Origin of the sequence: Microbacterium wangyouchuni (assembly GCF_051546305.1) — a bacterium.
Lineage (GTDB): Bacteria > Actinomycetota > Actinomycetes > Actinomycetales > Microbacteriaceae > Microbacterium.
In genome coordinates this window covers 15,925-38,957 of sequence record NZ_JBPTMA010000005.1, presented here as the reverse complement: position 1 = coordinate 38,957, position 23,033 = coordinate 15,925, and the positions used below count along the sequence as shown (strand labels likewise).

Annotated in this window: 25 protein-coding genes, 1 tRNA gene and 1 pseudogene; 13 read left to right on the top strand and 14 right to left on the bottom strand. The window is 64.5% G+C overall.

What is annotated here, in order from left to right; translation table 11 throughout:
* Positions 1-36: 36 nt before the first annotated feature.
* A complete protein-coding gene (locus ACSS7Z_RS11590; protein ID WP_438254920.1) occupies positions 37-237 on the bottom strand; it encodes a hypothetical protein in 201 nt (66 codons plus the stop codon).
* Positions 230-3,895: an AAA family ATPase gene (locus ACSS7Z_RS11585; RefSeq protein WP_438255231.1), complete on the bottom strand. Its 3,666-nt coding sequence runs from the start codon at positions 3,893-3,895 to the stop codon at positions 230-232. The genes ACSS7Z_RS11590 and ACSS7Z_RS11585 overlap by 8 nt, the downstream gene beginning before the upstream one ends.
* A gap of 196 nt (positions 3,896-4,091) precedes the next feature.
* Here ACSS7Z_RS11585 and ACSS7Z_RS11580 point away from each other — a divergent pair, with 196 nt between their 5' ends.
* The 3 genes from ACSS7Z_RS11580 to ACSS7Z_RS11570 all read left to right on the top strand — a co-directional run bounded on the left by ACSS7Z_RS11580 (position 4,092) and on the right by ACSS7Z_RS11570 (position 5,957).
* Positions 4,092-4,604, top strand: a complete 513-nt coding sequence (locus ACSS7Z_RS11580; RefSeq protein WP_438254918.1) for a methylated-DNA--[protein]-cysteine S-methyltransferase — start codon at positions 4,092-4,094, stop codon at positions 4,602-4,604.
* A gap of 74 nt (positions 4,605-4,678) precedes the next feature.
* Positions 4,679-5,536, top strand: coding sequence for a LuxR C-terminal-related transcriptional regulator (locus ACSS7Z_RS11575; protein WP_438254917.1), 858 nt, complete (start codon positions 4,679-4,681; stop codon positions 5,534-5,536).
* Positions 5,537-5,618: 82 nt separating this feature from the next.
* Entirely contained in the window at positions 5,619-5,957 is a 339-nt protein-coding gene (locus ACSS7Z_RS11570; RefSeq protein ID WP_438254916.1) for a histone-like nucleoid-structuring protein Lsr2, read from the top strand.
* Here the strand turns inward: ACSS7Z_RS11570 and ACSS7Z_RS11565 are convergent, their stop codons facing one another.
* Positions 5,958-6,536: a MarR family winged helix-turn-helix transcriptional regulator gene (locus tag ACSS7Z_RS11565; RefSeq protein WP_438255229.1), complete on the bottom strand. Its 579-nt coding sequence runs from the start codon at positions 6,534-6,536 to the stop codon at positions 5,958-5,960.
* A gap of 153 nt (positions 6,537-6,689) precedes the next feature.
* Here ACSS7Z_RS11565 and ACSS7Z_RS11560 point away from each other — a divergent pair, with 153 nt between their 5' ends.
* Positions 6,690-8,873 carry an MMPL family transporter gene (locus tag ACSS7Z_RS11560; RefSeq protein ID WP_438254915.1) on the top strand — a complete coding sequence of 728 codons (2,184 nt, stop codon included), beginning with the start codon at positions 6,690-6,692 and terminating at the stop codon, positions 8,871-8,873.
* A gap of 2 nt (positions 8,874-8,875) precedes the next feature.
* Here the strand turns inward: ACSS7Z_RS11560 and ACSS7Z_RS11555 are convergent, their stop codons facing one another.
* Positions 8,876-9,256 carry a hypothetical protein gene (locus ACSS7Z_RS11555; protein ID WP_438254914.1) on the bottom strand — a complete coding sequence of 127 codons (381 nt, stop codon included), beginning with the start codon at positions 9,254-9,256 and terminating at the stop codon, positions 8,876-8,878.
* 112 nt (positions 9,257-9,368) lie between these two features.
* On the opposite strand from ACSS7Z_RS11555, the gene ACSS7Z_RS11550 reads away from it, so the two are divergent.
* Together ACSS7Z_RS11550 and ACSS7Z_RS11545 are read left to right on the top strand one after the other, a co-directional pair.
* Complete coding sequence (locus ACSS7Z_RS11550; protein WP_438254913.1) at positions 9,369-9,578, top strand: hypothetical protein; 210 nt, start codon at positions 9,369-9,371, stop codon at positions 9,576-9,578.
* Positions 9,575-9,811: a hypothetical protein gene (locus ACSS7Z_RS11545; RefSeq protein WP_438254912.1), complete on the top strand. Its 237-nt coding sequence runs from the start codon at positions 9,575-9,577 to the stop codon at positions 9,809-9,811. Before ACSS7Z_RS11550 ends, ACSS7Z_RS11545 begins: the two co-directional genes overlap by 4 nt.
* Here the strand turns inward: ACSS7Z_RS11545 and ACSS7Z_RS11540 are convergent.
* Positions 9,801-10,118: a DUF7882 family protein gene (locus tag ACSS7Z_RS11540; RefSeq protein ID WP_438254910.1), complete on the bottom strand. Its 318-nt coding sequence runs from the start codon at positions 10,116-10,118 to the stop codon at positions 9,801-9,803. The two genes, ACSS7Z_RS11545 and ACSS7Z_RS11540, sit on opposite strands and share 11 nt — an antisense overlap.
* A 94-nt stretch (positions 10,119-10,212) precedes the next feature.
* Positions 10,213-11,211, bottom strand: coding sequence for a YihY/virulence factor BrkB family protein (locus ACSS7Z_RS11535; RefSeq protein ID WP_438254909.1), 999 nt, complete (start codon positions 11,209-11,211; stop codon positions 10,213-10,215).
* 171 nt (positions 11,212-11,382) lie between these two features.
* On the opposite strand from ACSS7Z_RS11535, the gene ACSS7Z_RS11530 reads away from it, so the two are divergent.
* The gene (locus ACSS7Z_RS11530; protein WP_438254908.1) at positions 11,383-11,607 is read left to right on the top strand and encodes a hypothetical protein; all 225 of its coding nucleotides are present in this window, start codon (positions 11,383-11,385) and stop codon (positions 11,605-11,607) included.
* Between the two features lie 10 nt (positions 11,608-11,617).
* On the opposite strand, the gene ACSS7Z_RS11525 is transcribed toward ACSS7Z_RS11530, so the two are convergent.
* The 5 genes from ACSS7Z_RS11525 to ACSS7Z_RS11505 all read right to left on the bottom strand — a co-directional run bounded on the left by ACSS7Z_RS11525 (position 11,618) and on the right by ACSS7Z_RS11505 (position 14,660).
* Positions 11,618-11,905 carry a DUF7882 family protein gene (locus ACSS7Z_RS11525; protein WP_438254906.1) on the bottom strand — a complete coding sequence of 96 codons (288 nt, stop codon included), beginning with the start codon at positions 11,903-11,905 and terminating at the stop codon, positions 11,618-11,620.
* 55 nt (positions 11,906-11,960) lie between these two features.
* Positions 11,961-12,032: transfer RNA gene (locus ACSS7Z_RS11520), tRNA-Arg, on the bottom strand.
* A gap of 46 nt (positions 12,033-12,078) precedes the next feature.
* Complete coding sequence (locus ACSS7Z_RS11515; RefSeq protein WP_438254904.1) at positions 12,079-12,576, bottom strand: HNH endonuclease; 498 nt, start codon at positions 12,574-12,576, stop codon at positions 12,079-12,081.
* Positions 12,577-12,904: 328 nt separating this feature from the next.
* Entirely contained in the window at positions 12,905-13,786 is an 882-nt protein-coding gene (locus tag ACSS7Z_RS11510) for a M23 family metallopeptidase (RefSeq protein ID WP_438254903.1), read from the bottom strand.
* A 172-nt stretch (positions 13,787-13,958) separates the two neighbouring features.
* Complete coding sequence (locus tag ACSS7Z_RS11505) at positions 13,959-14,660, bottom strand: iron-dependent transcriptional repressor DtxR (RefSeq protein WP_438254902.1); 702 nt, start codon at positions 14,658-14,660, stop codon at positions 13,959-13,961.
* Between the two features lie 102 nt (positions 14,661-14,762).
* Here ACSS7Z_RS11505 and serC point away from each other — a divergent pair, with 102 nt between their 5' ends.
* A complete protein-coding gene (serC, locus tag ACSS7Z_RS11500; RefSeq protein ID WP_438254901.1) occupies positions 14,763-15,875 on the top strand; it encodes a phosphoserine transaminase in 1,113 nt (370 codons plus the stop codon).
* Between the two features lie 21 nt (positions 15,876-15,896).
* Here serC and ACSS7Z_RS11495 read toward each other — a convergent pair whose 3' ends face one another.
* Both ACSS7Z_RS11495 and ACSS7Z_RS11490 read right to left on the bottom strand, forming a co-directional pair.
* Positions 15,897-16,499 carry a DUF3027 domain-containing protein gene (locus tag ACSS7Z_RS11495; protein ID WP_438254899.1) on the bottom strand — a complete coding sequence of 201 codons (603 nt, stop codon included), beginning with the start codon at positions 16,497-16,499 and terminating at the stop codon, positions 15,897-15,899.
* Positions 16,483-16,863 carry a cold-shock protein gene (locus tag ACSS7Z_RS11490; protein WP_438254898.1) on the bottom strand — a complete coding sequence of 127 codons (381 nt, stop codon included), beginning with the start codon at positions 16,861-16,863 and terminating at the stop codon, positions 16,483-16,485. The genes ACSS7Z_RS11495 and ACSS7Z_RS11490 overlap by 17 nt, the downstream gene beginning before the upstream one ends.
* Before the next feature lie 94 nt (positions 16,864-16,957).
* Between ACSS7Z_RS11490 and ACSS7Z_RS11485 the strand changes: the two genes are divergently transcribed.
* From ACSS7Z_RS11485 to ACSS7Z_RS11475, 3 genes are read left to right on the top strand one after another with little or no spacing between them, the layout of a single operon-like run.
* Positions 16,958-17,233 (top strand): multidrug ABC transporter ATPase, encoded by a 276-nt coding sequence (locus tag ACSS7Z_RS11485; protein ID WP_438254897.1) that lies wholly within the window; start codon positions 16,958-16,960, stop codon positions 17,231-17,233.
* 2 nt (positions 17,234-17,235) lie between these two features.
* Complete coding sequence (locus ACSS7Z_RS11480; RefSeq protein WP_438254895.1) at positions 17,236-18,954, top strand: helicase-associated domain-containing protein; 1,719 nt, start codon at positions 17,236-17,238, stop codon at positions 18,952-18,954.
* 27 nt (positions 18,955-18,981) lie between these two features.
* Positions 18,982-20,625 carry a DNA repair helicase XPB gene (locus tag ACSS7Z_RS11475; protein ID WP_438254893.1) on the top strand — a complete coding sequence of 548 codons (1,644 nt, stop codon included), beginning with the start codon at positions 18,982-18,984 and terminating at the stop codon, positions 20,623-20,625.
* A 280-nt stretch (positions 20,626-20,905) separates the two neighbouring features.
* Here the strand turns inward: ACSS7Z_RS11475 and ACSS7Z_RS11470 are convergent.
* A pseudogene (locus ACSS7Z_RS11470) lies at positions 20,906-21,010 on the bottom strand (CPBP family intramembrane glutamic endopeptidase); the annotation flags it as partial.
* A 180-nt stretch (positions 21,011-21,190) separates the two neighbouring features.
* On the opposite strand from ACSS7Z_RS11470, the gene ACSS7Z_RS11465 reads away from it, so the two are divergent.
* Entirely contained in the window at positions 21,191-22,339 is a 1,149-nt protein-coding gene (locus tag ACSS7Z_RS11465) for a sensor histidine kinase (RefSeq protein WP_438254892.1), read from the top strand.
* Complete coding sequence (locus tag ACSS7Z_RS11460) at positions 22,327-23,022, top strand: response regulator (protein WP_438254890.1); 696 nt, start codon at positions 22,327-22,329, stop codon at positions 23,020-23,022. The genes ACSS7Z_RS11465 and ACSS7Z_RS11460 overlap by 13 nt, the downstream gene beginning before the upstream one ends.
* Positions 23,023-23,033: the final 11 nt, after the last annotated feature.

Sequence of the window (23,033 nt, the reverse complement as noted above, 5' to 3'; positions counted from 1 at the left end):
GAGGTGGGGGCCTTTCCGTATCGTGGGGGGGGGTCTTCAGTAGTGCGGCGGAACGTCGCCGAGCATCCGGTCATCATTAGGACCGCGCCCGGTGATCTTCTCTTTGGCCGGCGCTTTATGCGTGACCACGTCCGGAGAGGTGTCGGTGCCGGCCACTGCCGTCAGTCGCGCACGACGACTCCCCGTCACTCGGACGATCCGCTGACGCGGACTCTCCTCAGGGTTGTGCTCACCCATCGAGATCGGGGAGGTTGATCGGCTGCGTGTCGGTTTCGACCTTCGCAGCATCCGCCGCGATGCCGAGCACAGCTGCGATTCGGGATGCCGCGGTGACCGGGTCGCTGTACAGATCAAAGGCGTGCACGCGTACGTAGTGCCAGCCGAGTCGGCGCAGCACGTGCGGGCGCAGTCGCAGGGTCTCACGCAGCGAGTCACCCAGTGTCTCGGGGTCACTCTCGATCACAACAGCCTTGCCGTTGTACTGCGCCACCAACGGCAGCAGGCCGCGATAGTCGACATCGACGGATGCCCCGAGGCGCCGCAGTTCGCGGGCAAGCGCCAGCGTCAGCGGGTCGGCGAGGTCTTCCAACCGTGATTCGCGGCTGCGTGAGGCCAGTCCACCAAGAATCGACATCAGCGTGGATGCCCCGTGCATGAGGCGTCCGTCATCGAATGCCGACGGGCGAATGGACGACACCAGAACCATCGAGCGCCGGGCCCTGGTCATGCTGACTGTCAGCAGCCGCTCACCGTCCGGTGTGGACAGGTCTCCGAAATCGCTGAGCACGCGGCCGTGCTTGGTGAGTCCATACCCCAACGAGAAGATCACACGATCGCGGCTCTCTGCCACTGACTCCTCGAGCGTGAGTACCGCGAACGGCTCTGCCGTGTAGCGTCCGACGAAATCGGCAACATCGGAGCGGCCGGCGAACGCCGACGTCACCGCTGCACGGATGCGCTCGGCGTGCTTCGCGCTGGCGGTGATCACCATGAGCGACTCGGTCGGACGGTGCACTGCATGCTCGACCACCAGCGTGACGACGCGCGACACCTCAGCGTTCGGGCTCTCCACGGCCCCGGAGATCGGGTCGGGTGCTCCGACTCCGCCCTCGACGTAGTCGACTGTGAGGCTGCCCCGACCGAGGTATGAGCCGGCCCAGGGCAGTGAGACGATCTCGCCGCCGTAGAAGGCGTCGTTGATCAGTTCGGCAAGGTCTTCTCCGCCAGCGCGGTAGCTGCGCGTCAACGTCATCACCGGGAGCAGTTCGGCAAGGCGCTCGAACACACTGACCTCGTCGAACGGCACCTCCGCTTCCCATTCGGTATCGGGGTCCACCGCCATCGTGAACGGCGTCGGGCGCTGCGTCACCGGGTCCCCGAACGCGACGACCTGGCGTGCCCGGCGAATCGCGGGGGCGGCCTCAGCCAGGTTGATGGCGGCAGCGTCGGCCAGCAGCACGGTGTCGAACTCCACAGAGTCGGGGATCTCCGGCACCTGGTACGGCGAGGAGAGCCAGGCCGGTGCGAGCACGCTCATCAGCGTCGGCGCCGCCGACACGATCTCCGCTGTCGACGGGGTGCCCTGCGTCAGCGCACGACGGAGGTTCTGCGACTCAGTGGGCTCATCGACAATGGCGATGCGCCACTGGTTGGCGAGCTGCCACGCGAGCAGGGGCCCACCCATCGCCGCATGTGCTTCGTCTACGAGGCGGAAGTCTCGTTCGAGTCGATCAACGACTGCGGTGTTCGCTCCGAGCAATGCCCTGTTGTCTTGCAGTGCACGCTCCAGCAGCGATTGCCACCAGGCGAACTCCAGCTCTTCGGCGACCTGTTCTTCAGACACGTGGCGCACCGAGAGTTCTGCCAGCAGCGGCTCGAGTCCCAGCGTTGCGAGCTTGTCGCGGATGGTCGCACGCTCGACCAGGTTGTCGAACACATCCGAGCGGGCAGCGAGCCCGGCAAGCGTGCGCTGAACCCGTTCGATCGGGAGGGTGGCCAGCGGCTCGCGCCGTCCGAGTGCAGCGTCGAGCTCTGCGAGCTCGGCACTCACCCGCCGCCAGGATCCGAGCACGTCAGACAGTCCGAGCGGAATTTCGGGCGCAGCACCGGCATCGACGTAATGCTGCCACTGGGTGCGCTGCTGCTGGATGCGCAGCAGAGCCTCGTGCATTTCCGGGATGTGCACGCCGGGCCGTACATACTCTCGGGCGAGGCGACGCAGGCGTCGGCGGTTCGCTCCGGACAGCTTCGGGGCATCACGGCGGGAGCCATGCGCTTGGATCAGCTCGCCCAGCGGGCGTTCGAAAACAGTCGGGCTGAAGCGGTCGAGCGAGTCCCGGATGCCCTCCAGAAGGCTCAGATACTCCCCCAGCTCGTCAATCGTGGTGAACGGACGCATGCGCGTCTGCGAGATGAGCTCGAAACCTCGCTCCAGCAGTGCTGGAACGCTTGACGCGTGCAGCCGACCGGCAAGCTCGTGTGCGGCGCGTGCTGACTCGGTACTCGTGAAGCTGACGCCGTACCAGGGCGAATCATCCGGTCCGAAACGGAATTCACCGAGGCGCGCGGCCTGCACGAGCGCGGCGGCGGCGTCACTGCGGTCTCCCGACAGCCGGCGCAGCGTCTCAGTGCTCAGTCGCGCAGTCGTCGACGGCGGCACCGGCAGCAGGGCCAGGCGCGTGAGGTTTCGGGTGGCATCCAGCACGGATGCTTCAAGTCCGGCGATCGGCGCCGTCAGCGCCTTACGGTAATCGAGCAGCACGGCGCGAAGGCGCACGAGTGCATCATCGACATCGCTGACTTTGGGAGCGGTCGCCTTCTCGTTGCGCCCGATCGCGCGGACGAGATCACGACGGATGCTGGCGGGCGAGACCGCGAGGCTGTCCAAACCGATTCCCGCCAATCGGTGGCGCACGCCATCGAGCGTGGAGCGCCGAGCAGACACGACGAGCACACGCTTACCGGCCCGCACCAGTTCACCCAGGGCGTTGATGACGGTCTGCGTTCCGCCGGTTCCCGGAAGGGTCGAGACGACGAGCGAGTGGCCCGCGGTGATGCGTGCCAACACCGACTCCTGCTCGGCGTCGGCATCGAGCAGGAGCGTGTCGGATGCTGGTGCGCGCTCATCCGGGCTGGTGCTTCGCGGCGCGGGACGGGCAGCGGTGACCTGCTCACGATCGTCGACGTGCCCGGCGAGGGCGTTCAGTAGTTGGTGATCGAGGCTAGTGCTGTCGCGCGACATCGATGAGGCAATGTCGGCGAAGGTCGATACGACCAGGCGCGGCAGCACCGTGAAGGTATCGATCGATTGGGTGGCTGCGCGCAGATGATCGATGACCGGCTGCGGTTTGAAGATGCCGCTGTCGTAGGCGAGGGCAGCCAGTGCCTCCGCGTCGATGGTGATCCCGAAGTGCTCGCGCGCAACGCTCACCAGTTCCGGGTTGACGGTGAAGGAGCCCTGCAGCTTCAGCTCGAAATCGGCATGGTGCCGCCGGATCGCAAGCGGACGCAGCAGCACGGGAGCGGCGAAGTCGGCTCCGCCGATGCGCCACCCGGCCAGCCCCACGGCCAGATGCACGGCGTCGACGCCGCGCACGGTGCGCAATTCCGTGTGCTTCGCGGTGATCCGCTCCGCAGCCAATCGCGCAGTTCGCAGCCCGACCTCGTCACGGAAGAGGTTGGACAGCAGCGTCGATTTTCCGGTGATGAACTGCGGCAGGCTCCCCGGATGAGCCTTGGAGATATCGATCCCACCCTCGACGGTGTCGCGGTACGTGATCAGGGGTGAGGGGCCACCAAGGTCAGCGGCCTCGGCGCGAAGCCGAGTGCGTTCGGCGTCGGCAACGTGAGCGAGCGCGATGGCGGTGTGGTCATCATGCTGACCATCAAGCGTCATCGCGGCATCCGCAGCCTTATCTTCACGTCGCCACACATAGAACACACTAAGCTCCGCAGGTGCGCGATCCCTGTATCCCCGGCGGGTTTCCTCGGATTGAGCCACTTTTTCTCCACCGATCATGCCCTTTCCCAGGTTCTCCCCCATCCGCGCGATCAGCACCTCAAAAGTTCGGTCTGCACGTCAGGATGGGGTGATGACATTCCGCTACGACTTCGCACCCACGCCCTTCGGCGATGCGCTGGTGGTCTTCTCCGACGAGGGGATCGTGCGCTTCGACCTCTCAGAATCAGCAGACCCTTCCGTTCCCTGGCTGCTGGAGAGCATCTCCGCGCGCCTTCGCAGTGTGCCCGTGGCAGATCCGGGTGCGGCCGACGAACTCGCTCATCTGCTCGATGACTACTTCGCCGGCTCCCCCGTGCGCTTTGATGAGCTTGTACGGCTCGATTGGCGCCTGGTGAACGGTTTCCACCTGTCTGCCCTGCAGACGATCAACACAATCGAATGGGGCGAGACGATGAGCTACGGCGAAGTCGCCGCCCTCGCCGGCAGCCCCGGTGCCGCCCGCGCAGTCGGAACGGCGTGTCGATTGACGCCCTTCTCCGTCCTCGTTCCGGTGCACCGGGTCGTGCGCTCTGATGGCACGCCGGGGCAGTACGGTGCTCATCCCGAACACAAGCGCTACCTGCTTGATCTCGAGAAGCAGTGAGGCGATACCCGGCGAATGGTAGGGTCGACGCTACGAAACGGGGAACAGCGATGTCTCCCGAAAGCAGGCAGTCGATGAACACCACGATCACACTCGATCCCGATACCGACCTCGTCGCTCAAGCAGTGCGAGAGCTCTCTGCGCGCACCCGGTTCCCGGTCGCGTTCGGTGGCCTGATCGAAGACGGCATCGTCTCGGTGACCAGCATCGTCGGAAACCGCACGCACAGCCTGGAAGGCCTGAAGGTGCGTCCCGAACGCGGCCTCGGCGGACGGGCAATGACCGAGTTGCGACCGCGAATGACCAACGACTACGGAGCGTCGCTGCACATCACCCACGATTACGACGGTTTCGTGCTCGGCGAAGGATTGCGAACACTGCTGGCGCTTCCGATCATTGTCAACGGTCGCTCACGCGGGGTCCTCTACGCCGGGGCATGGAGCGAATCGCCGATCGGCGGTGTCACCACCGCACCGGCGATGACAATCGCTGATTCCGTGGCATCCGAACTGCGAATCCGCGACGAGGTGGACCGACGCGTGGAGTCGATGAACCTGTCGACGTCAGCCTTCACCACCTCCGATCGAGAACAGCTGCGCGAAAGTTTTGCCGAACTGCGCAGCATCGCCGGAGAAGTCGATGAACCGGCGCTGCGCGAGCGTCTTTCCCGGCTCGAGAATCAGCTCCTCGCGGTCGCCGGTGAGCAGGCGCCTGCGACGACCGGCGCGATCGGCACGGTTCACCTGTCTCCACGCGAGACCGACGTGCTCGCCTGCGCGGCGTTGGGATGCACGAACGCCGAGATCGCCGCGCAACTCGGATTGCGGGCGGGCACGGTAAAGGCCTATCTGAGCACAGCGATGTCGAAATTGGATGCCTCCACCAGGCACTCCGCCGTTACTCGAGCGCGCCGCGCCGGGCTTCTGCCGTAACCACGCTGTTTACCGCGCACCGATTGTCCTCGACAATTGCCTCATCAGTGACAAGTGAATTGTTTACACGTAAGCTGGCGAAATGGCTCGACGTATTGTGCACCAGTTGGTTGACGACATCGATGGAACGGTACTCGGAATCGGCGAGGGTGAGACCGTGCTTTTCTCCCTCAATGGCACCGCTTATGAGATTGATCTCACATCAGCGAATGCTGAGGAATTCCGCGAAGCAATGGCACCTTATGTCTCTGCGGCGCGACGCTCATCAGCATCCGCCTCGCGTGGGACGACCCGCAAGCGCGCGACGAGCTCGCCGGAAAGCGCCCTGATCCGGAAATGGGCACGTGCTAATGGGCACGCCGTTTCGGAGCGTGGCCGTATTCCTGCAACGTTGGCTGAGGCGTACCGCGCAGCGCACTGATCATTCCTCGCGAGCCCACAGTTCGTCTGTGATCGCAATTTCGCGAGTCATATCTTCGAGAAAGCGAATCACCACTTCTCGCTCATCGGAATTCAGCCGTGCCCCGGAATAGAACCGCTTTGCCTGCTGGCGCCCGACCGTCTCCATGGCCGCCTCATACGTTTCGGGGGTAATCGTGATGGCCAGCGCTCGACGGTCGGTCGGGTGCGGCGATCGCACGATGTGCACCCCCTTCTCGAGCCGGTCGAGCAACTTCGTCGTAGACGCGCTGGAAATGTTCAGGTGCTGGGCGATAGCCCCGGGCGTGGCGATTGTGCCACGGTTGCTGCACACGATCAAGAAGTGCAGAGCGCGCATGTCGGTCTCGTTCAGCTTCATGTAGCGACGAGACGCTTCGGACAGGCGCTGCTCCGCTTCGCGCAGCGCACCCAGCGCAGCCATGACACGTGTGACTTGAGCGACCTCTTCAGCCGCCATCCCCGAACGATCCACAAGAGTTCCGCTCGGATCACTCGCATCGACGTCGTAGATCGGCGGTGACGTCTCCAGGTGTGCGGCGTCGGGCCCCGGGGAGATCATCTTCACCTGCATCCTCCGGCCGCGAACCGTGCGCCGGCATTTTGCATCACTCTACACATGATGATTAGATGCTAGCGTTATTACTTGCTTGGCTAACGAAATCGATGACGTGGCCGTTCCGCCGCTTGCGCCATCTTGCTGAAGGGCTTCTCCATGACTTCTCCGGATTCTCTCCAAAGCGACACCCCGCGACGACGTGTGCGGCGGCGCTCCTGGCTGCGCGTGCTCCTGCCCGCCATGCTGATCATCGCCTGGCTTGCCGGAGCGGGGCTGGGCGGGCCGCTGTTCGGCAAGGTGGGCGAGGTGTCATCGAACGATCAGACGAGTTATCTGCCGTCATCGGCGGATGCAACCCAGGTGCAGAACCTCCTCGGCGAGTTCAACGACTCAGACGCGATCCCCGCGATCGTCGTCTTCGTCGGTGACGGTGAACTCGACGAGAATCAGCTCACCGCGATTGCGGATGCTGTCGCCGCGGCGCCCGACATCGAGGGCGTGGCCGCTGAGGTCTCCCCCGCCATCCCCTCCGAAGATGGCCGTGCAGTTCAGGCATTCGTCCCGATCTCCAGCGACGCCGACCTCGGCGATGCGGTCGCGGCGCTCGGAGACGAGCTTCGCAGCCAGGCGCCCGATGGGGTCGTCGTCTACGTGACCGGTCCTGCAGGGTTCTCCGCCGACCTAGTCGCCGGCTTCGCCGGAATCGACGGCCTGCTGCTGGGTGTCGCGCTGCTCGCCGTGCTCGTCATCCTCATCCTCGTATACCGGTCGCTCCTGCTTCCCGTGGTCGTCCTATCGACGAGTCTGTTCGCCCTGTGCGTCGCGCTGCTGGTTGTCTGGTGGCTGGCCAAATGGGAGATTCTGCTGCTGAGCGGGCAGACCCAGGGAATTCTGTTCATCCTTGTCATCGGCGCGGCGACGGACTATGCGCTCCTGTTCGTCGCCCGGTTCCGAGAAGAGCTGCGCAGCACCCAGGACAAGGGCGTTGCAACGATGGCTGCGTGGAAGGCATCGCTGGAGCCGATCGCGGCATCCGGTGGAACAGTGATCGCCGGGCTGCTGTGCCTGCTCCTGAGCGATCTGAAATCGAACAGCACACTGGGCCCGGTGGCCGCGATCGGCATTCTGTTCGCCATGCTCTCAGCCCTCACTTTGCTGCCGGCATTGCTGTTCACATTCGGTCGCGCGGTGTTCTGGCCCCGGCGCCCGGCGTTCGAGCCGGATGTTGTCACGGCTGAGACCGGCGTGGCGACGAAGGGTCTGTGGGCGTGGTTGGCGCGCGGCATCCAGCGCCGCCCGCGCCTGATCTGGATCGTGACGACCCTCGTGCTCGTCGCGGGTGCGGCAGGGTTCACTCAGTTCAATGCGTCGGGCATCCCGCAGTCGGACCTGGTGCTGGGCGCTTCTGAGGCGCGCGATGGTCAGGTGGCGCTCGGCGAGCACTTCCCCGGCGGATCCGGAAGCCCCGTGTACGTCGTTGTGGCCGAGGACTCGCTGCAGGACGCTGCCGATATTCTCCTAGCCAACAGCGGCATCGACTCCGTCGCTGTGTCTGCCGCAGACTCGCCCAGTGGTACTGCGGGCGTGGATGCTGATGGCATCACGGCGTTCGGCCCTCCGGGATCGCCTGCCCCCGAGCCGACGGTGGTCGATGGTGATGTGATGTTGCAGGGCACGCTGACCGACGCCGCCGATTCCGATGCTGCTGCTGAGACGGTTCGCGAGCTGCGCGGCGAGCTGGCTGACCTCGATGCCCTCGTGGGCGGCGTGACGGCGACCTCTGTCGATACGAATGATGCCTCAATCCACGACCGCAACCTGATCATTCCGATCGTGCTCGTCGTCATCCTCGTCATCCTGATGCTGCTGCTGCGCTCGGTGCTCGCACCCGTGCTGCTGATCCTGACCACGGTGCTTTCGTTCGGTACAGCGATGGGCGTGTCAGCGCTGGTGTTCAACGGTGTCTTCGACTTCCCGGGTGCTGACCCGGCCGTGCCGCTGTACGGATTCGTGTTCCTCGTGGCGCTCGGCATCGATTACAACATCTTCCTGATGACGCGCGTTCGTGAGGAATCGATCAAGCACGGCACCCGCGAGGGGGTGTTGCGCGGACTCTCGGTCACCGGCGGCGTGATCACCTCAGCGGGCCTCGTGCTGGCTGCGACCTTCGCCGCACTGTCGGTGATTCCGATCCTGTTCCTGGTGCAACTGGCATTCATCGTCGCCTTCGGTGTGCTGCTGGACACCTTCGTCGTGCGATCGCTGCTGGTGCCCGCGCTCTCCTACGACATCGGCCGCTCGATCTGGTGGCCGTCGAAGCTGGGCCGCGGCAAGCGCTGAGCTCAGGTGAAGGCGGGGATCATCGACACGACGAGCCCGATGATCCCCACGCCGGCGAAAACGATGCCGAGGGTTGCCAAGAGCCGGCGCAGCATCGGTGCGGTCATCCGCACATGACCGGGGCTTCGCACGCTGACGAACCCCTCGTGCCATCCGTCGGTGACGTTCTCGCGCTGGGTGAGGGGGCGTTCGCGGAAGTCGCCTCCGGCAAACCAGCGGGCGATCGCTTCCCCATCACGTTCGATGACGGCGATGTCGACCGGTTCCCAGCGCCCTTCGGCGAGCGCGATCATGCCAGCGACGATGAGGAGCGGGATGCCGGCGCCGAGACCGATCCAAGACAGCACCTCGCCGACGGCTGCAAGGGCGTCCAGTGGGCTCACCTGTTCATCGTAGAAGACGCGGCGACCTAGTCCGGCATCGGGGATCAGTCAAGAGGGTCGTGAACGCTGTTCGGTGGACGTAAGGTCACGGACACCAGCGAAAGGAACTCTCATGTCCAACCCTCCCTTCCCCCCTCTGCCCCTACCCGATGACGATCGCATCACTGACGAAGGCGTAGCCGAACCCGGTGTCGACGACATGGCGACAATCGAGCACGATGGCAAACGCGTCGTCGATCCTGACATCGATCCCGCCCAGGTTGACAGCGCCGCAGCAGATCGAATGGCATCTGGCGCACCGACAGAAGAAGGTGACCTGTGAGCGGCATCGAAGACCAAGGTATGCGCCCTCCTGGCGTCGAGCAGGCACCCGTGGAAGAGTCCGAAGATGCGGCAGAGCACACAGAGACCGGGCAGGTCCCGGCCGGTCGGGCCGGTGCCGATTCCGGCTCAGCGGACAGGGTGCGCATCGATCCGGATGATGAGGCCGAGATCCCCGACGCATCGCGAATGAATGACGCCCCGGGAGTCGGACCTCGACCGCCTAAGCCGTAGTTGTTGCTTCGATGTGCTCATCGATGAGCGTGATGCCGCCCGTGGAGTGAGCAGAATTCGCCAAGTCCTCCACCCATTTCCGACTGATGTCCGACGGCTCGACGGAGTCGAACACGAACCGGAGTGGAATCGAGGGGTGTAGCCAGATCGTGCTGCGACCGCTTACTTCCCCTTCGGGGTGACGCCACGAGAGCGTGAAACTCTCGCTGCGACGCAACTTGGTGGCCACGACGATCTTCAGGTGCGCGAGCGCACGATCTTCGATATTGATGGGCTCATTCGAGTCACCGTAATAAAGACTTCCCATGAGCGTCCTGGCCTTTCATCACGCGCAGCTGAACTGCCGACCGTGCGGGGTCGCGCGTCACCATTGAATCTAGCCTCTCCGGGTCGCCGTGTCCTCATCGGCGAATGTCGCGCGCTGCGGCTGCCTCTTTTCGATCGCGGCGCACGCTCTTCGCGATCCGCGTCGCGTCTCTGAGCGGTACCTGCACCTGCGTCTCGGCGTGGATGCCCGCTTGCAATTGCCGCACACGCTCCACTTCCGCATCGAACTCCGCGCCCAGAAGCAGGGCCATATTGGCGATCCACAGCCAGAGCGCGATGATGATGACACCGGCGAAGGCACCGTAAATGCGATCGTAATCGGCGATGGTCGATACGTAGAGGCGGAAGCCGAGCGACGCCAGCACGAGAGCTACAAGCGCAATGGCGGCGCCGAGACTCATCCACCGGAACCGCGCCGGCCGTACGTTCGGTGCGAAGTAGTACAGGAAAGCCAGCACGAAAACGACGACGATGGCCAGAAGCGGCCAACGCACGATACGCCAGACGAACAGCGCCGTCTCACCGAGCCCGATCGCACCACCGATCGCTTCCGCGATACCGCCGGACACGGCCAGAAGCGCGGCAATGGCTGCAACACAGACGATGATCACCAGTGCGATCAGGAGCTGCCCGATTTTCAACTTCGCGGCTGTGCGCCCCTCAGCGACCCCGTAGATGCGATTCATGCCCCGCCCCAGCGCTGCAACGTAGCGCGCGACAGCCCACAACGTCAGTGCGAGGCCGAGCACGAGCACGATGCCCGACAGACGCGCATCAGCGATCTGACCGATCACGTCGCGGATCGCTTCCGTCGAGGCATCCGGAACCAGGGATTGCGCAACCGCGCTGATGATTTGGGCTGTTTCCTTCCCACGCCCGAGCAGGCTCACAACGGAGAACGCGACCATCACAGCCGGCACCAGGGCGAGCACTGCGTAGAACGTCAGACTCGCGGCGACGTCAGGACATTCGTCTGTACCGAAGGCACGAAAGGTACGCCGGACAGCGAGCTTCCATGAGCGGCGTTCGACCTGCGCGGGTGACCCTGGTTTTTCGGAGCGATTCAACGGCATGACAGGCTCTCCTTTTGTTATCAGGATGGCAGTCCGGATCCGTTTCGCTTACTCCCTTGACACTCCACGCGCTCTCGCCGTAACGAACTCGGTCATCGATTCTCGTTTGTCAACCCGGTTCGACCCGGGCGCCGGGTGCGCGAGGGTTGACGGATACCCAGAGGAGAGAATATGAGCAACTCAGATCAGCCCACCGCAGACCGCCCAGATGAGCCGGACACTCCCGACGAAGAGGAGATGCCCTCCACAGAAGACCTCCAGGAGCCGAGCACGGAGAAAGAGCCCGGTGAGGAGCCTAAGGCGCCAGAGCGGACCGAACCCGAGCCAAGCCACGAGGCCGTCGGCATCGGGATCATCGGACGCCCTCAGGTGGAGCCGGAGTCTTCCGATTCCTGACCCAGCCGAGTTAGTCGAGGACAAGTTCTCCGTGAGCGTTGAGGATCTCCATTATGTGCTCGACCCTCTTCGCGTCGATCACGGGCTTGTTCGGTTCGTCGAACGCAAGGACCAGAGGGATGCTCGGATGCATCCAGATCGTGAGACGACCGGCAGGACCATTCTCGTCTCGCAGCCATGTCATCATGAAGCTCTCGTGACGACGTAGCTTCGTTCCGATCACAATTTTGACGTGTGCCAAGGTCTCATCGTCGACAGTGATCGCAGGGCGAGAGCTGTTGTACTCGAGTGTTCCCATGAAATGAACGCTACTCGGGCAAGGATCACGGGGCTTCTAGAGTCTGTGAAGATTGTGCCCCTGGAGGGACTCGAACCCCCAACCCTTTCCTTAGGACGGAACTGCTCTTCCATTGAGCTACAGAGGCTGACCAGACCAGTCTAACCATTCGCGCCAGTGCTGTTCCTCGCGCCCTACGCCGCCAAAGCCAAATACGGCTCCCAGCATGGGTCACTGCGCTCGGCGCCGCGGACAGTCCACGCTGTCCCCCGCGGCGGACGCGGATTGAACCGCAGTTGCCAGTGCATCTCCTGCGGGGTGCGATTGCTTTTGACGTTGTTGCAGCGCAGGCAGCAGGCGACGAGGTTCTCCCATGAATCCGCCCCGCCGCGAGAACGTGGAAGCACGTGATCGATCGTGGATGCCGCGCCCCCGCAGTAACCGCATCGATGGTTGTCCCGTCGCAGAACACCGCGCCTGGTCACCGGAGCGCGCCGGCTCATCGGAATGCGCACATAGCGGGAGAGGATGATGACGGCCGGTCGATCGTAGGCACCCTGGGCAGCCCAGACGGGATCGTCTTCGACCCGCTCGACGACAGTGGCTTTCTCATTCATCACAAGCACCAGCGCTCGTTTGAAGGAGACCACCGCAAGCGGTTCATATCCGGCGTTAAGAACAAGTGTGCGCATTGTCATCCTCTCGATCCGCCGGGACGGCTTCCCGGCACTCTCGACTCACACGACGCCACATGGACGACAGAGGAAAGTACGCAGGAACCAAAAAAGGCGCCGTCTTTACAGACAGCGCCTTTCGCACACGACAAGCTCAGTGCATCCCTGCGGGCAATGCCGAAGAACGTAACGACCGAGTGCATCCATGGTGCGGATGCTCGGTATTCGTTCCATCGGCTTTCTCCCATCCGTGCGACGACGGGTACAGGCTAACCCATCGTGCAGACAGATGACGAAACAGCAGGTGAACAATTCGGCGCGTGTCGCGCCCGAACAGCAGAGAGGATCAGCCGGCGTTAGCGCGCAGCCACGCGATCGGCTCCATCAGCCCACCGTTGACGCGCACTTCGAAGTGCAGGTGGTTCGCGGTGGAACGACCGGTGCTACCGACGAAGCCGATGAGCTGACCGGCTGCGACATACTGACCGACCTGGACCTGACGCGAACCGTAGACCATGTGACCGTAAACGCTCGAGGCGACCTGACCACCGATGACGTGATCGATCATGACGGCGACACCGTAGCCACCGATGCTCTCCGCGGATGCGCGAACCGTTCCGGCCGCGGTGGCGTAGATAGGGGTGCCCTGTGGTGCGAGCATGTCGGCGCCCTGGTGCGCACCGCCGACGGTGCGACTGACGTTGTACGAGCCCTGCGGAAGCGGATAGCGAACTTCGCCAGAACCGGGTGAGACCAGTTCGTAGTTTCCCGTGTTGATACTGACGCCCGGTGAAGCGACGGATGCCGCGGCAGCGGCAGCGGCGGCCCGTGCAGCAGCGGCCTCTTCAGCCTTCTTCTTCTCGATCTCCTCAGGAGTCGTCGCCGCGTATGTACCGCGATCCAGCGGCGACGCCGTCGCCTCGGATGCGACAACCAGCGACTGAGCGTCATCGAATGCAACCTGCTGCAGAGTTGCCGGAGCATCCGCAGAGGGAGTCGATGAGGCAGCGAATGAGGGAAGAGCGATGCCGGCAACCAGAACACCTACTGCTCCGAAGATCGCCATCGATCGCATCGGCTTAACCATCTTGCGAGCCGCGTCGCGGGTGACCACAGTGCGGGGTCGCTTGGCGGCCTTCTCAGTCGTGTTCGTAGTGGGTTCGATATCTAGGGCCAAAAGGTGATCCTCCTGCGCCTCGACGCTCGGGTTGCGCTGGCTCGTCGGCACTCTGCTTCTCGTGGCACTTGCTCGGGGCACTTGGTGCGATCTGTCCGAGAAGATGACGAGCCGGTGAGGCAATCTTCTCGGTTCTGCCGCCAACGGGCTTCTTCTTTGGCGACCTGTCCGAGGTTACCGGATGATAACGATTCTGTCACCCTGGGAACCTGACAATCCCCCGTCAGGCCGGTTCGCCCACGAGGAAGATGTGTGAAGCCAGTTCAACCGGCAGCTCCAGGCTCTCTTCATTGCCGTCCATCTCGATGAGCACATAGCCCTCGTTATAACGGTAGTTTCCATGAGCGCCAGGCACGACTCCTGCGTCGCGCAACTGCTCGAGCAGCTCGGGATCAACCTGGGCAGGCTCGGCGAGACGACGAACTGTTCCCTCGGTCGACTCACCCGCAGCATTGAGCTTTGCGACCAGCCCGATCACGCCTTCGTCAAACACTCGCGCAGGCGCGCCGCCGAGCTGATCGAGTCCGGGGATCGGATTGCCGTACGGCGACTCGGTCGGGTGTCCGAGCAGTTCGATGAGGCGCCGCTCGACCTGTTCGCTCATCACGTGCTCCCAGCGGCAGGCCTCGTCATGAACGTAGGCCCAGTCGAGTCCGATCACATCGGACAGCAGCCGCTCCGCAAGGCGGTGCTTGCGCATGACGTTGACGGCCTTCCGCCGACCGGCCTCGGTCAGTTGGAGCGTGCGATCGTCGGACACGATGACGAGCCCGTCACGTTCCATGCGCCCGATGGTCTGCGACACCGTCGGACCGGAATGACCGAGTCGTTCGGAGATGCGCGCGCGCAGGGGAACAATGTTCTCCTCCTCGAGTTCGAGGATGGTGCGGAGATACATCTCCGTGGTGTCGATCAAGTCTGCCATCTGGCCCTCCGGGTCTTCTTAGGTAAGCCTACATTCCCGGCCGGACATCGGCGTCGAGTCACAGTGAAGGTCATCCGTCCGACACGGCCCTAGAATCGACCCATGGCGATCGAGATTCCCCGTGACCTTCTGCCCGTTGATGGCCGCTTCGGCTGCGGCCCGTCCAAGGTGCGCCCAGCGCAGCTTGAGGCGCTCGTCACCTCCGGTGCGAGCATCCTGGGCACATCTCACCGTCAGGCACCGGTGAAGAACCTTGTCGGCAGCGTCCGCGAACAGTTCGCCAGCCTGTTCCGTCTTCCTGATGGCTACGAGATCCTGATCGGCAATGGCGGATCGACGGCGTTCTGGGATGCTGCCGCCTTCGGCCTCATCGAGCGTCGCAGCCAGAACCTCACCTTCGGTGAGTTCGGAGGCAAATTCGCCAAGGCTGCAGCTGCCCCGTGGCTGCAGGCACCTGATGTGCGCAGCGCCGAGCCCGGCTCGCTCATCGCTCCCGAAGCAGCCGACGGCATCGATGTGTACGCCTGGCCGCACAACGAGACCTCGACCGGCGTCGCAGCCCCCGTCGAGCGCGTAGCCGCCGATGGCGCGCTGACCGTGATCGATGCAACCAGCGCCGCCGGCGGCATCGACTTCGACCTCGCCCAGGCCGATGTCTACTACTTCGCCCCGCAGAAGAACCTCGGATCCGACGGAGGCATCTGGTTCGCCGCGGTGTCACCTGCTGCAATCGAGCGGATCGAGCGGATCGCGGCATCCGACCGTTACATCCCCGAGTTCCTGAGCCTGAAAAACGCCGTCGACAACTCGCGGTTGAATCAGACGCTGAACACGCCCGCCCTCACGACACTGCACCTGCTGGATTCCCAGCTGAAGTGGATCAACGACAACGGCGGTCTCGCCTGGGCCGGAGCACGCACGGCTGAGTCGTCGCAGGCGCTGTACGAGTGGGCAGAGGCATCGGCTGTGGCGACGCCTTTCGTAACGCGCCCGGAGCACCGCTCCCCCGTTGTCGTCACCATCGACTTCGACGAGAGCATCGACGCGGCGGCCATTGCCAAGACTCTGCGCGCGAACGGCATCGTCGACACCGAGCCGTACCGCAAGCTCGGCCGCAACCAGCTGCGCGTCGCGACCTTCGTCTCGATCGAGCCGGATGACGTGCGCCAGCTGACGCGTTCGATCGACTACGTCCTCGCGAACCTCGGGGCGTAAGCCGGACGGCCCGACGGAGGACTACTCCTCTTCGTCGGACTCCGATACGTCCGCGTGGGTTATTGAATCGTCGAGCTCGTCGATGTCGACGCCGTCGAGGTCACCGGCGTGCAGCACGCGCGACTCCGTCACGTCATCGTCATCGTCATCGTCGTCGTCGTCGAGATCGTCGTCGTCGAGATCGTCGTCGTCGAGATCGTCATCGTCGAGATCGTCGTCGTCGTCGAGATCGTCGTCGTCGTCATCGGATGCTTCGACTGTCCCGGCCTCCGCGGCCTCAGCCGCAGCCTGCTCGGCGAGCTCTACCTGGTGTGCGCGATACTCGGCGAGGCGCTCGGCCCACGGCACCCATTCCGGGGCCAGCAGTGCGCCGTCGTTGGGCAGCAGCTCCAACTCGAGCACGGTGGGCTCAGCATCCTCAACGCGGGCGAGTGTGACAGTCCAGTACCACCCCGGGTAACCGGACAGACGGTTCTCGAAACGCAACGACACCGATCCGTCGTCCTCAAGCAGGTAGCCCGCGGGCGGACCGACAGTCGAGGCAGGGGTGATCTCGTGCAACGCCGCGAGCGCGACATCGTGCGCGCCGATCAGGCGAGCATCCGGCTCAGGCGTCGAGGTCATCAGCGACCTTACGCAGAACTGCCGCGATCTTGCGGCTCTGACCGTTCGCTGGATAGCGCCCACGGCGCAGGTCGCTGCCGATCCCATCGAGGAGCTTCACCAGATCCTCGACGATGATGGCCATGTCATCAGCGGGCTTACGCTTCGCCTTTGCCAGCGAGACCGGAGCCTCGAGAATCCGCACCGAAAGCGCCTGCAGACCGCGTTTGCCGTCGGCGACGCCGAACTCTACGCGGGCACCTGCCTTCACTGTGGCGTCTGTGGGCAGGGCGGATGCGTGCAGAAAGACATCCTGACCGTCATCGCTGGCGATGAAGCCGAATCCCTTTTCGTCGTCGTAGAACCTGACCTTGCCGGTGGGCATGGAAGAACCTCGCTGTGTGATGGTACTGAAGCAGCCGTGCACATGCGCGACCACCGATCAGCTTACCGCTGTTCCAGGGGCTAGGCTGAGAGGGATGAGCACGCAGAATTCTGGATCAGAGGTTCCCGTCCGCAGGGTCGATCGCATCCTCGCTTACACGGCGCTGACACTGGCTGCGCTCTCCGTCATCTGCTTCTTCGCCATCATCATCGGCAGCGCCGCAGGACTCGATCAGCACGCCTTCAATGCGGGTGCTTGGCCACTGGTCGCCGCGGTTCCGCTGTACGGGCTGCCGATCGCATTCGTGCTGATCATCGCGCTGCTGATCATGAGCTTTATACGGAAGGGACGCGCCGCCAAGCGCTCCTGACCATGAGCACGCACGCACGCCCGCTTGCTGTATGGCTGGCTGCTGCGCCCGATGCGCAACTCGCCGCACTTTTGCGCGCGCGTGGCGTGCGTGCTGAGGTCGACTGGCTCGACTTCTTCGATGCTGCTGAAGCACTGCTGGATGCAGCATCCATCGATCGAATACTGACGCAGCTGACTCTCCCCGAAGCGACGGCACTTCGTCGTGCGGTGGATGGGCACGATGCCGGTGATCAGACTGAAGCGCTGCTCGCTCTGGCGCTGTTGCGCGATGACGGTACCCCGCCGCCGCCGGTCGCCGAGGCCGTCTCCGCACGCCCTGAGCCGCAGCAATCACCGCAAACGATCCGGCCCACCCTCTCGTCCGCCGACGCGCAAGCTCATGCGGCAGAGCGGGCGTTCACCAGCGTCGCAGCCCTCGCCGACGTGCTGCTGCTCGCCAGGGAGGCGCCGCTGGCACTGCTGACCAATGGGAATCTTGCCGCGGGCGAAAAACGGCGCATGGCCGAGGCCGGGATGCCCAGCGAAACGGCCGACGACCTCATCGCGATCGCCGGTGTTGCCGGTCTCGTCACCACGGATGCTCGTCAGGTGCGACTGACAGCCGAGGGCGAGAGCTGGCTGGTGCTGGCGGCATCCGAACGGTGGGCACAACTGGCCGAATCGTTCCGTGTCACTCTTCCCCGTGGCCTTCGCACTCCGTCCGGCGGGTGGCTGCCGGTGCCGACGTGGCCTCACCAGCATCCCTGGGATTCATCGTGGAACGACCGCAGTACCCAGCTTCGCCGACGCGCGCACCTGCTCGGCCTGATCGCTGATGACGGCAGCGAGCCGGCGTGGGTGCTTCCGCTGCGCGATGGCGAGAGCGCGGATGCGCCGGCGCTGCAGGCGATGCTGCCCGACGAAGTCGACCGCATCTTCTTGCAGAACGATCTCTCAGCGATCGCTCCCGGCCCACTCGTCCCCGCCCTGGATGTTCGACTGCGCGGCATTGCCACGCGCGAGTCGGCAGCACAGGCATCCTCGTACCGATTCACCGTCGAATCGATCTCGCGTGCGATCGCTGCCGGTGAGACGACATCGTCGATCCTTGAGTTCCTCGACGCGCTGTCGCTGACCGGCATCCCGCAGCCGCTCGAGTATCTCGTTACCCAAACCGCGCAGCGTCATGGCTTGGTTCGCGTCTTCACGGATGATGACACCGGCCGCACCCGCGTCGTCAGCTCGGATGCGACGATGCTCGACGCCCTGGGCGTTGACCAGGCACTACGGCCGATCGGACTGACTCGGGATGCCGAGGGCCTGAGCTCTCGCGTCAGCCGCGACACGGTCTACTGGGCTCTGACGGATGCTCGATACCCGACGACGATCGTCGGGTCGGACGGACTGCCGCAGATTGTGGAACGTAACCCTGCTCCGCCGCGAGCGGATGCCACTCCAGAGACGTATGCTGCGCTGATCACCCGGCTACGCGCCCAGCAGGGGCCGGACGCTGATGCCGCTTGGCTTGACCGCGAGCTGGAAGCGGCAGTGCGCGCCAAGGCCCTGCTGCTGATCGAGATCATGATGCCGGACGGCTCCATCCGCGAAATGCAGCTGGAGGCGAATGGCCTGGGTGGCGGGCGTCTGCGCGGACGCGACCGGGCAGCAGATGTCGAACGCACACTTCCGGTCAAAAGCATCCGCTCAGCGCGCGTCGTCGCCGCAGACACGGCCTCGTGACACCGCAGCGCGGTAGACTGGCCTGCTATGTCTGATGGCCCACTGATCGTCCAGAGCGATCGCACCGTCCTGCTCGAAGTCGCGCACGCAGACGCCGAGAGCGCCCGCCACGAGCTGGCGATCTTCGCCGAGCTGGAGCGCGCTCCCGAGCACATCCACACCTACCGGATCACTCGTCTGGGACTGTGGAATGCGCGGGCAGCCGGCCACACCGCAGAAGAGATGATGGAGACGCTGGAGCGCTGGTCGCGCTTCCCCGTACCGCCATCCGTGGCCGTCGACCTCCGCGAGACGGTGAACCGGTACGGACGTCTCGTGATCGAGCGCGACGACGAGGGTACTCTCCTGCTGCGATCGACGGATCCGGCCGTGCTCACGCAGGTGGCTGGCAACAAGCGCATCCAGCCGCTTCTGATCGGCCACCCGACCCCTGACACCTTCATCGTGGACGCCTGGGCGCGCGGTCAGATCAAGCAGGAGCTGCTCAAGATCGGCTGGCCGGCTGAGGATCTCGCCGGTTACACGCCGGGCACCCCGCATGAGATCGAGCTCGCCGAGGACGGCTGGCAGATTCGCCCTTACCAGCAGGATGCTGTGGATGCCTTCGCCAAGGACGGCTCCGGCGTCGTTGTGCTCCCCTGTGGAGCGGGTAAGACCATCGTCGGTGCGGGAGCGATGGCGACGACCAAGACGACCACGCTGATCCTGGTCACGAACACGGTTTCGGCACGCCAGTGGCGCGATGAGCTCCTCAAGCGCACGTCTCTCACGCCCGAGGAGATCGGCGAGTACTCCGGGCAGGTCAAAGAGGTCAAACCGGTCACGATCGCCACGTATCAGATCCTCACGGCGAAGCGGAAGGGGCAGTACGCGCACCTGTCACTTCTCGACGAGCTGGACTGGGGCCTCATCATCTACGACGAGGTGCATCTGCTCCCGGCTCCGGTGTTCAAGCTCACCGCCGATCTGCAGGCCCGCCGCCGCATCGGGCTCACCGCCACGCTCGTACGAGAAGACGGTCGCGAAGGCGATGTCTTCAGTCTGATCGGACCGAAGCGTTTTGACGCACCATGGAAGCAGATTGAAGCGCAGGGATTCATCTCCCCGGCTGCCTGCTACGAAGTGCGGGTGGATCTTCCGCCGGATGACCGGATGGAGTACGCGGCCGCAACGGATGAAGATCGCTACCGGCTCGCAGCCTCTGCGCCGGCGAAGATCGACGCGGTTCGCGAGCTGATCGCCAAGCACCCAGGCGAGCGCATTCTCGTGATCGGCCAGTATCTCGACCAGCTCGACACGCTCTCTGATGCGCTGAACGCCCCGCAGATCACCGGGGCGACCCCGGTCGATGACCGCGAGAAGCTGTACCAGCAGTTCCGTACGGGCGAGATCTCACTGTTGGTGGTATCCAAGGTCGCGAACTTCTCGATCGATCTGCCTGAGGCCTCGGTCGCGATCCAGGTCTCGGGATCGTTCGGCTCCCGCCAGGAAGAGGCTCAGCGTCTCGGACGCCTGCTGCGCCCGAAGCAGTCCGGTCACACCGCGAGCTTCTACACGCTCATCGCCCGCGACACCGTCGACCAGGATTACGCGCAGAATCGCCAGCGTTTCCTTGCCGAGCAGGGCTACAGCTACACGATCCTCGACGCCGACGCGCTGGAAGCGGCTTAGCCGGTCACTCCGTATCGTCGGCTGACGCCGGCGCTGTACCGCAGCGCCAGCACGGGCTGACGCGATCGTCCAGCATCGCCCCGCACTCCGGGCACACCTGTGCGAGCCAGCAGGCGGAGTCACCGCCCGTCTCCTCCTCGATCATGCCGTCAGGCTACTCCGCCATCGCAGCCGGCGCTGTGCGGGCGAGCCTTCGCACGCGCGCCCAGCGATCAGCAAGAAGCGCATACACGATCATCGTAATCACGGATGCGATGAGGTCGGCGGGGGCTCCCTCTGTCGCGATCGCGGCTTCGAGGCCTCCGGTGCGCCAGGTCAGCCACGCTGCGACGATGGCGAAGGCGAAGGCTCCGACGCTGAGCCCGCCCCAGATGTCGTAACCGTGACGAGTGCAGGCAGCATCAGGATCAACGGCACCATCAGAGCGACGAACAACCAGGGTTGATATGTCGATCTTCGTCCCACCACCGCGGCATCCGCATCGACCGAAAGAGCGGGCGGTGACCGCCATCGGTCATCCTTTCGGTCGATACGTCGCCTCGCACCAGCCCCCTAGTCTTAATACGTGGCCTCTCGTTCGTCTTCTGCACGCGGGCGCTGGTGGAGCGGCTTCTGGCGCTGGGCCTGCGCTGCATTCATCGGAATGCTGGTCTTCGTCGGCGGCTACGGAATCGAATTGGAACCCGTCGATCCAAACGGCCAGGAACTGGCGGCGATCGGCGCCCGCATGCTGATCGATGTGGCCCTCGGCATCGTCGTGCTCGGCCTGTACGCATTCCGCCGCCGTGCCCCGCGGGTCATTCCCGCAGTGGGAATCGCGTTGACCGCGTTCTCCTGGCTGGGTGCTGGCGCTGCCGCTGCCCTCCTCGTATTCGTCTCCGCCCGCAGGCGTCCGTCGGAAATCATCGTCGCCGCGACGCTGTACACCGCGGTGAACTGCATCGACATCACGGTGCACCCGTTCGATGACGGCACACCGTGGTGGCTGGTGCTCATCATCGGTGGAATCCTCACGGGTGCATTGGTCCTGCTCGGCCTTCTGATCGGCGCACGACGGCAACTGGATGAGGCGGCCGACGCCGCGCACACAGCGCAGGTACAGCAGGCGCGCACCCAAGAGCGCTCGCGTATCGCTCGCGAGATGCACGATGTGCTGGGACACCGATTGTCGCTCATCGCCGTGCACGCCGGTGCGCTCGAGTATCGCCGGGATCTTTCTCCACAGCAGTCTGCGGAGGCGGCCGGGGTGATCCGCGAGAACTCCCACCGGGCTCTGGAGGAACTGCGTGATGTGCTCGGGGTTCTTCACGACGAAGTTCCGGGTGACACGGAGCGCGCTCCGCAGCCGGTTGCTGCCGATATCCATACGCTGATCGCCGATGCGCGCGCGGCAGGAAGCCCGATCGTGATCAGTGCGCTGGAGACCGACGCCGTGCCGGCAGAGCTCGGCCGTCATCTGTTCCGGATCGTGCAGGAGATGCTCACCAATGCTCGCAAGCACGCTCCTGGCGAGCGCGTCTTCCTCCAGCTGACCTCGGATGCCGTCACCGGTGTGCGTCTGTCCGCTCAGAACCATGTGGGCGCGCCCGTCGCCCCGCCCGGTTTCGGACTCACCGGCGTCGCGGAACGCGTCCGTCTGGCCGGCGGCGAGCTCATCATCGACGACACGGACGGATGCTTTCGAGTCGAGGTGGTACTGCCATGGCCGAGTTGAGCGTCCTGCTCGTCGATGACGAACAGCTCGTGCGCACGGGCCTTCGCCTGCTGCTGGATGGCAGCGATGGTATCCGTATCGCCGGTGAAGCAGCCGACGGCGAAGCAGCGATCGAGGCGACGCTTCGGCTGCGACCCGATGTGGTCCTGATGGACATCCGGATGCCTCGGCTCGACGGCATCCGCGCGACAGCACGCATCCTCGCCGAGCGACCCGATGCGCGCATCGTCATGCTGACGACATTCGACGCCGACGCCGAAGTGCTCAGTGCACTGGAGAGCGGTGCGATGGGCTTCCTGCTCAAGGACACACCGCCGGCGGAGCTGATCGCGGCGTTGCATCAGGTCGCAGACGATCGGATGATGCTCTCCCCTTCAGTCACTCGCCAGCTGGTAGTCGCCGCCACCGACAGTCGGGGCGCCGATCGGCGCCGACTCGCGAACGCCCGGCTCAGTTCACTCACCACCCGTGAACGGGAGGTCGCAGGCGCGGTCGCACGCGGTCTGAGCAACGCCGAGATCGCTCGTGAGCTGTTCCTCAGCCTCGCGACCGTGAAGACCCATGTGGGCCGGATTATGGACAAGCTTCCGGCGGCTAATCGCGTGCAGATCGCCGTCTGTGTGCACGAAGCTGGGGATGACAAATCGGGCGCTCCGCAAGATAACCAGCCACTACATCACTGAAGTCACCATAA

Coding starts and splice junctions, on each gene's coding strand:
- ACSS7Z_RS11590 (WP_438254920.1), bottom strand. CDS start 237: ATGGGTGAGCACAACCCTGAGGAGAGTCCGCGTCAGCGGATCGTCCGA.
- ACSS7Z_RS11585 (WP_438255231.1), bottom strand. CDS start 3,895: ATGACGCTTGATGGTCAGCATGATGACCACACCGCCATCGCGCTCGCT.
- ACSS7Z_RS11580 (WP_438254918.1), top strand. CDS start 4,092: ATGACATTCCGCTACGACTTCGCACCCACGCCCTTCGGCGATGCGCTG.
- ACSS7Z_RS11575 (WP_438254917.1), top strand. CDS start 4,679: ATGAACACCACGATCACACTCGATCCCGATACCGACCTCGTCGCTCAA.
- ACSS7Z_RS11570 (WP_438254916.1), top strand. CDS start 5,619: ATGGCTCGACGTATTGTGCACCAGTTGGTTGACGACATCGATGGAACG.
- ACSS7Z_RS11565 (WP_438255229.1), bottom strand. CDS start 6,536: ATGATCTCCCCGGGGCCCGACGCCGCACACCTGGAGACGTCACCGCCG.
- ACSS7Z_RS11560 (WP_438254915.1), top strand. CDS start 6,690: ATGACTTCTCCGGATTCTCTCCAAAGCGACACCCCGCGACGACGTGTG.
- ACSS7Z_RS11550 (WP_438254913.1), top strand. CDS start 9,369: ATGTCCAACCCTCCCTTCCCCCCTCTGCCCCTACCCGATGACGATCGC.
- ACSS7Z_RS11540 (WP_438254910.1), bottom strand. CDS start 10,118: ATGGGAAGTCTTTATTACGGTGACTCGAATGAGCCCATCAATATCGAA.
- ACSS7Z_RS11535 (WP_438254909.1), bottom strand. CDS start 11,211: ATGCCGTTGAATCGCTCCGAAAAACCAGGGTCACCCGCGCAGGTCGAA.
- ACSS7Z_RS11530 (WP_438254908.1), top strand. CDS start 11,383: ATGAGCAACTCAGATCAGCCCACCGCAGACCGCCCAGATGAGCCGGAC.
- ACSS7Z_RS11525 (WP_438254906.1), bottom strand. CDS start 11,905: ATGGGAACACTCGAGTACAACAGCTCTCGCCCTGCGATCACTGTCGAC.
- ACSS7Z_RS11515 (WP_438254904.1), bottom strand. CDS start 12,576: ATGCGCACACTTGTTCTTAACGCCGGATATGAACCGCTTGCGGTGGTC.
- ACSS7Z_RS11505 (WP_438254902.1), bottom strand. CDS start 14,660: ATGGCAGACTTGATCGACACCACGGAGATGTATCTCCGCACCATCCTC.
- serC (WP_438254901.1), top strand. CDS start 14,763: ATGGCGATCGAGATTCCCCGTGACCTTCTGCCCGTTGATGGCCGCTTC.
- ACSS7Z_RS11495 (WP_438254899.1), bottom strand. CDS start 16,499: ATGACCTCGACGCCTGAGCCGGATGCTCGCCTGATCGGCGCGCACGAT.
- ACSS7Z_RS11490 (WP_438254898.1), bottom strand. CDS start 16,863: ATGCCCACCGGCAAGGTCAGGTTCTACGACGACGAAAAGGGATTCGGC.
- ACSS7Z_RS11485 (WP_438254897.1), top strand. CDS start 16,958: ATGAGCACGCAGAATTCTGGATCAGAGGTTCCCGTCCGCAGGGTCGAT.
- ACSS7Z_RS11480 (WP_438254895.1), top strand. CDS start 17,236: ATGAGCACGCACGCACGCCCGCTTGCTGTATGGCTGGCTGCTGCGCCC.
- ACSS7Z_RS11475 (WP_438254893.1), top strand. CDS start 18,982: ATGTCTGATGGCCCACTGATCGTCCAGAGCGATCGCACCGTCCTGCTC.
- ACSS7Z_RS11460 (WP_438254890.1), top strand. CDS start 22,327: ATGGCCGAGTTGAGCGTCCTGCTCGTCGATGACGAACAGCTCGTGCGC.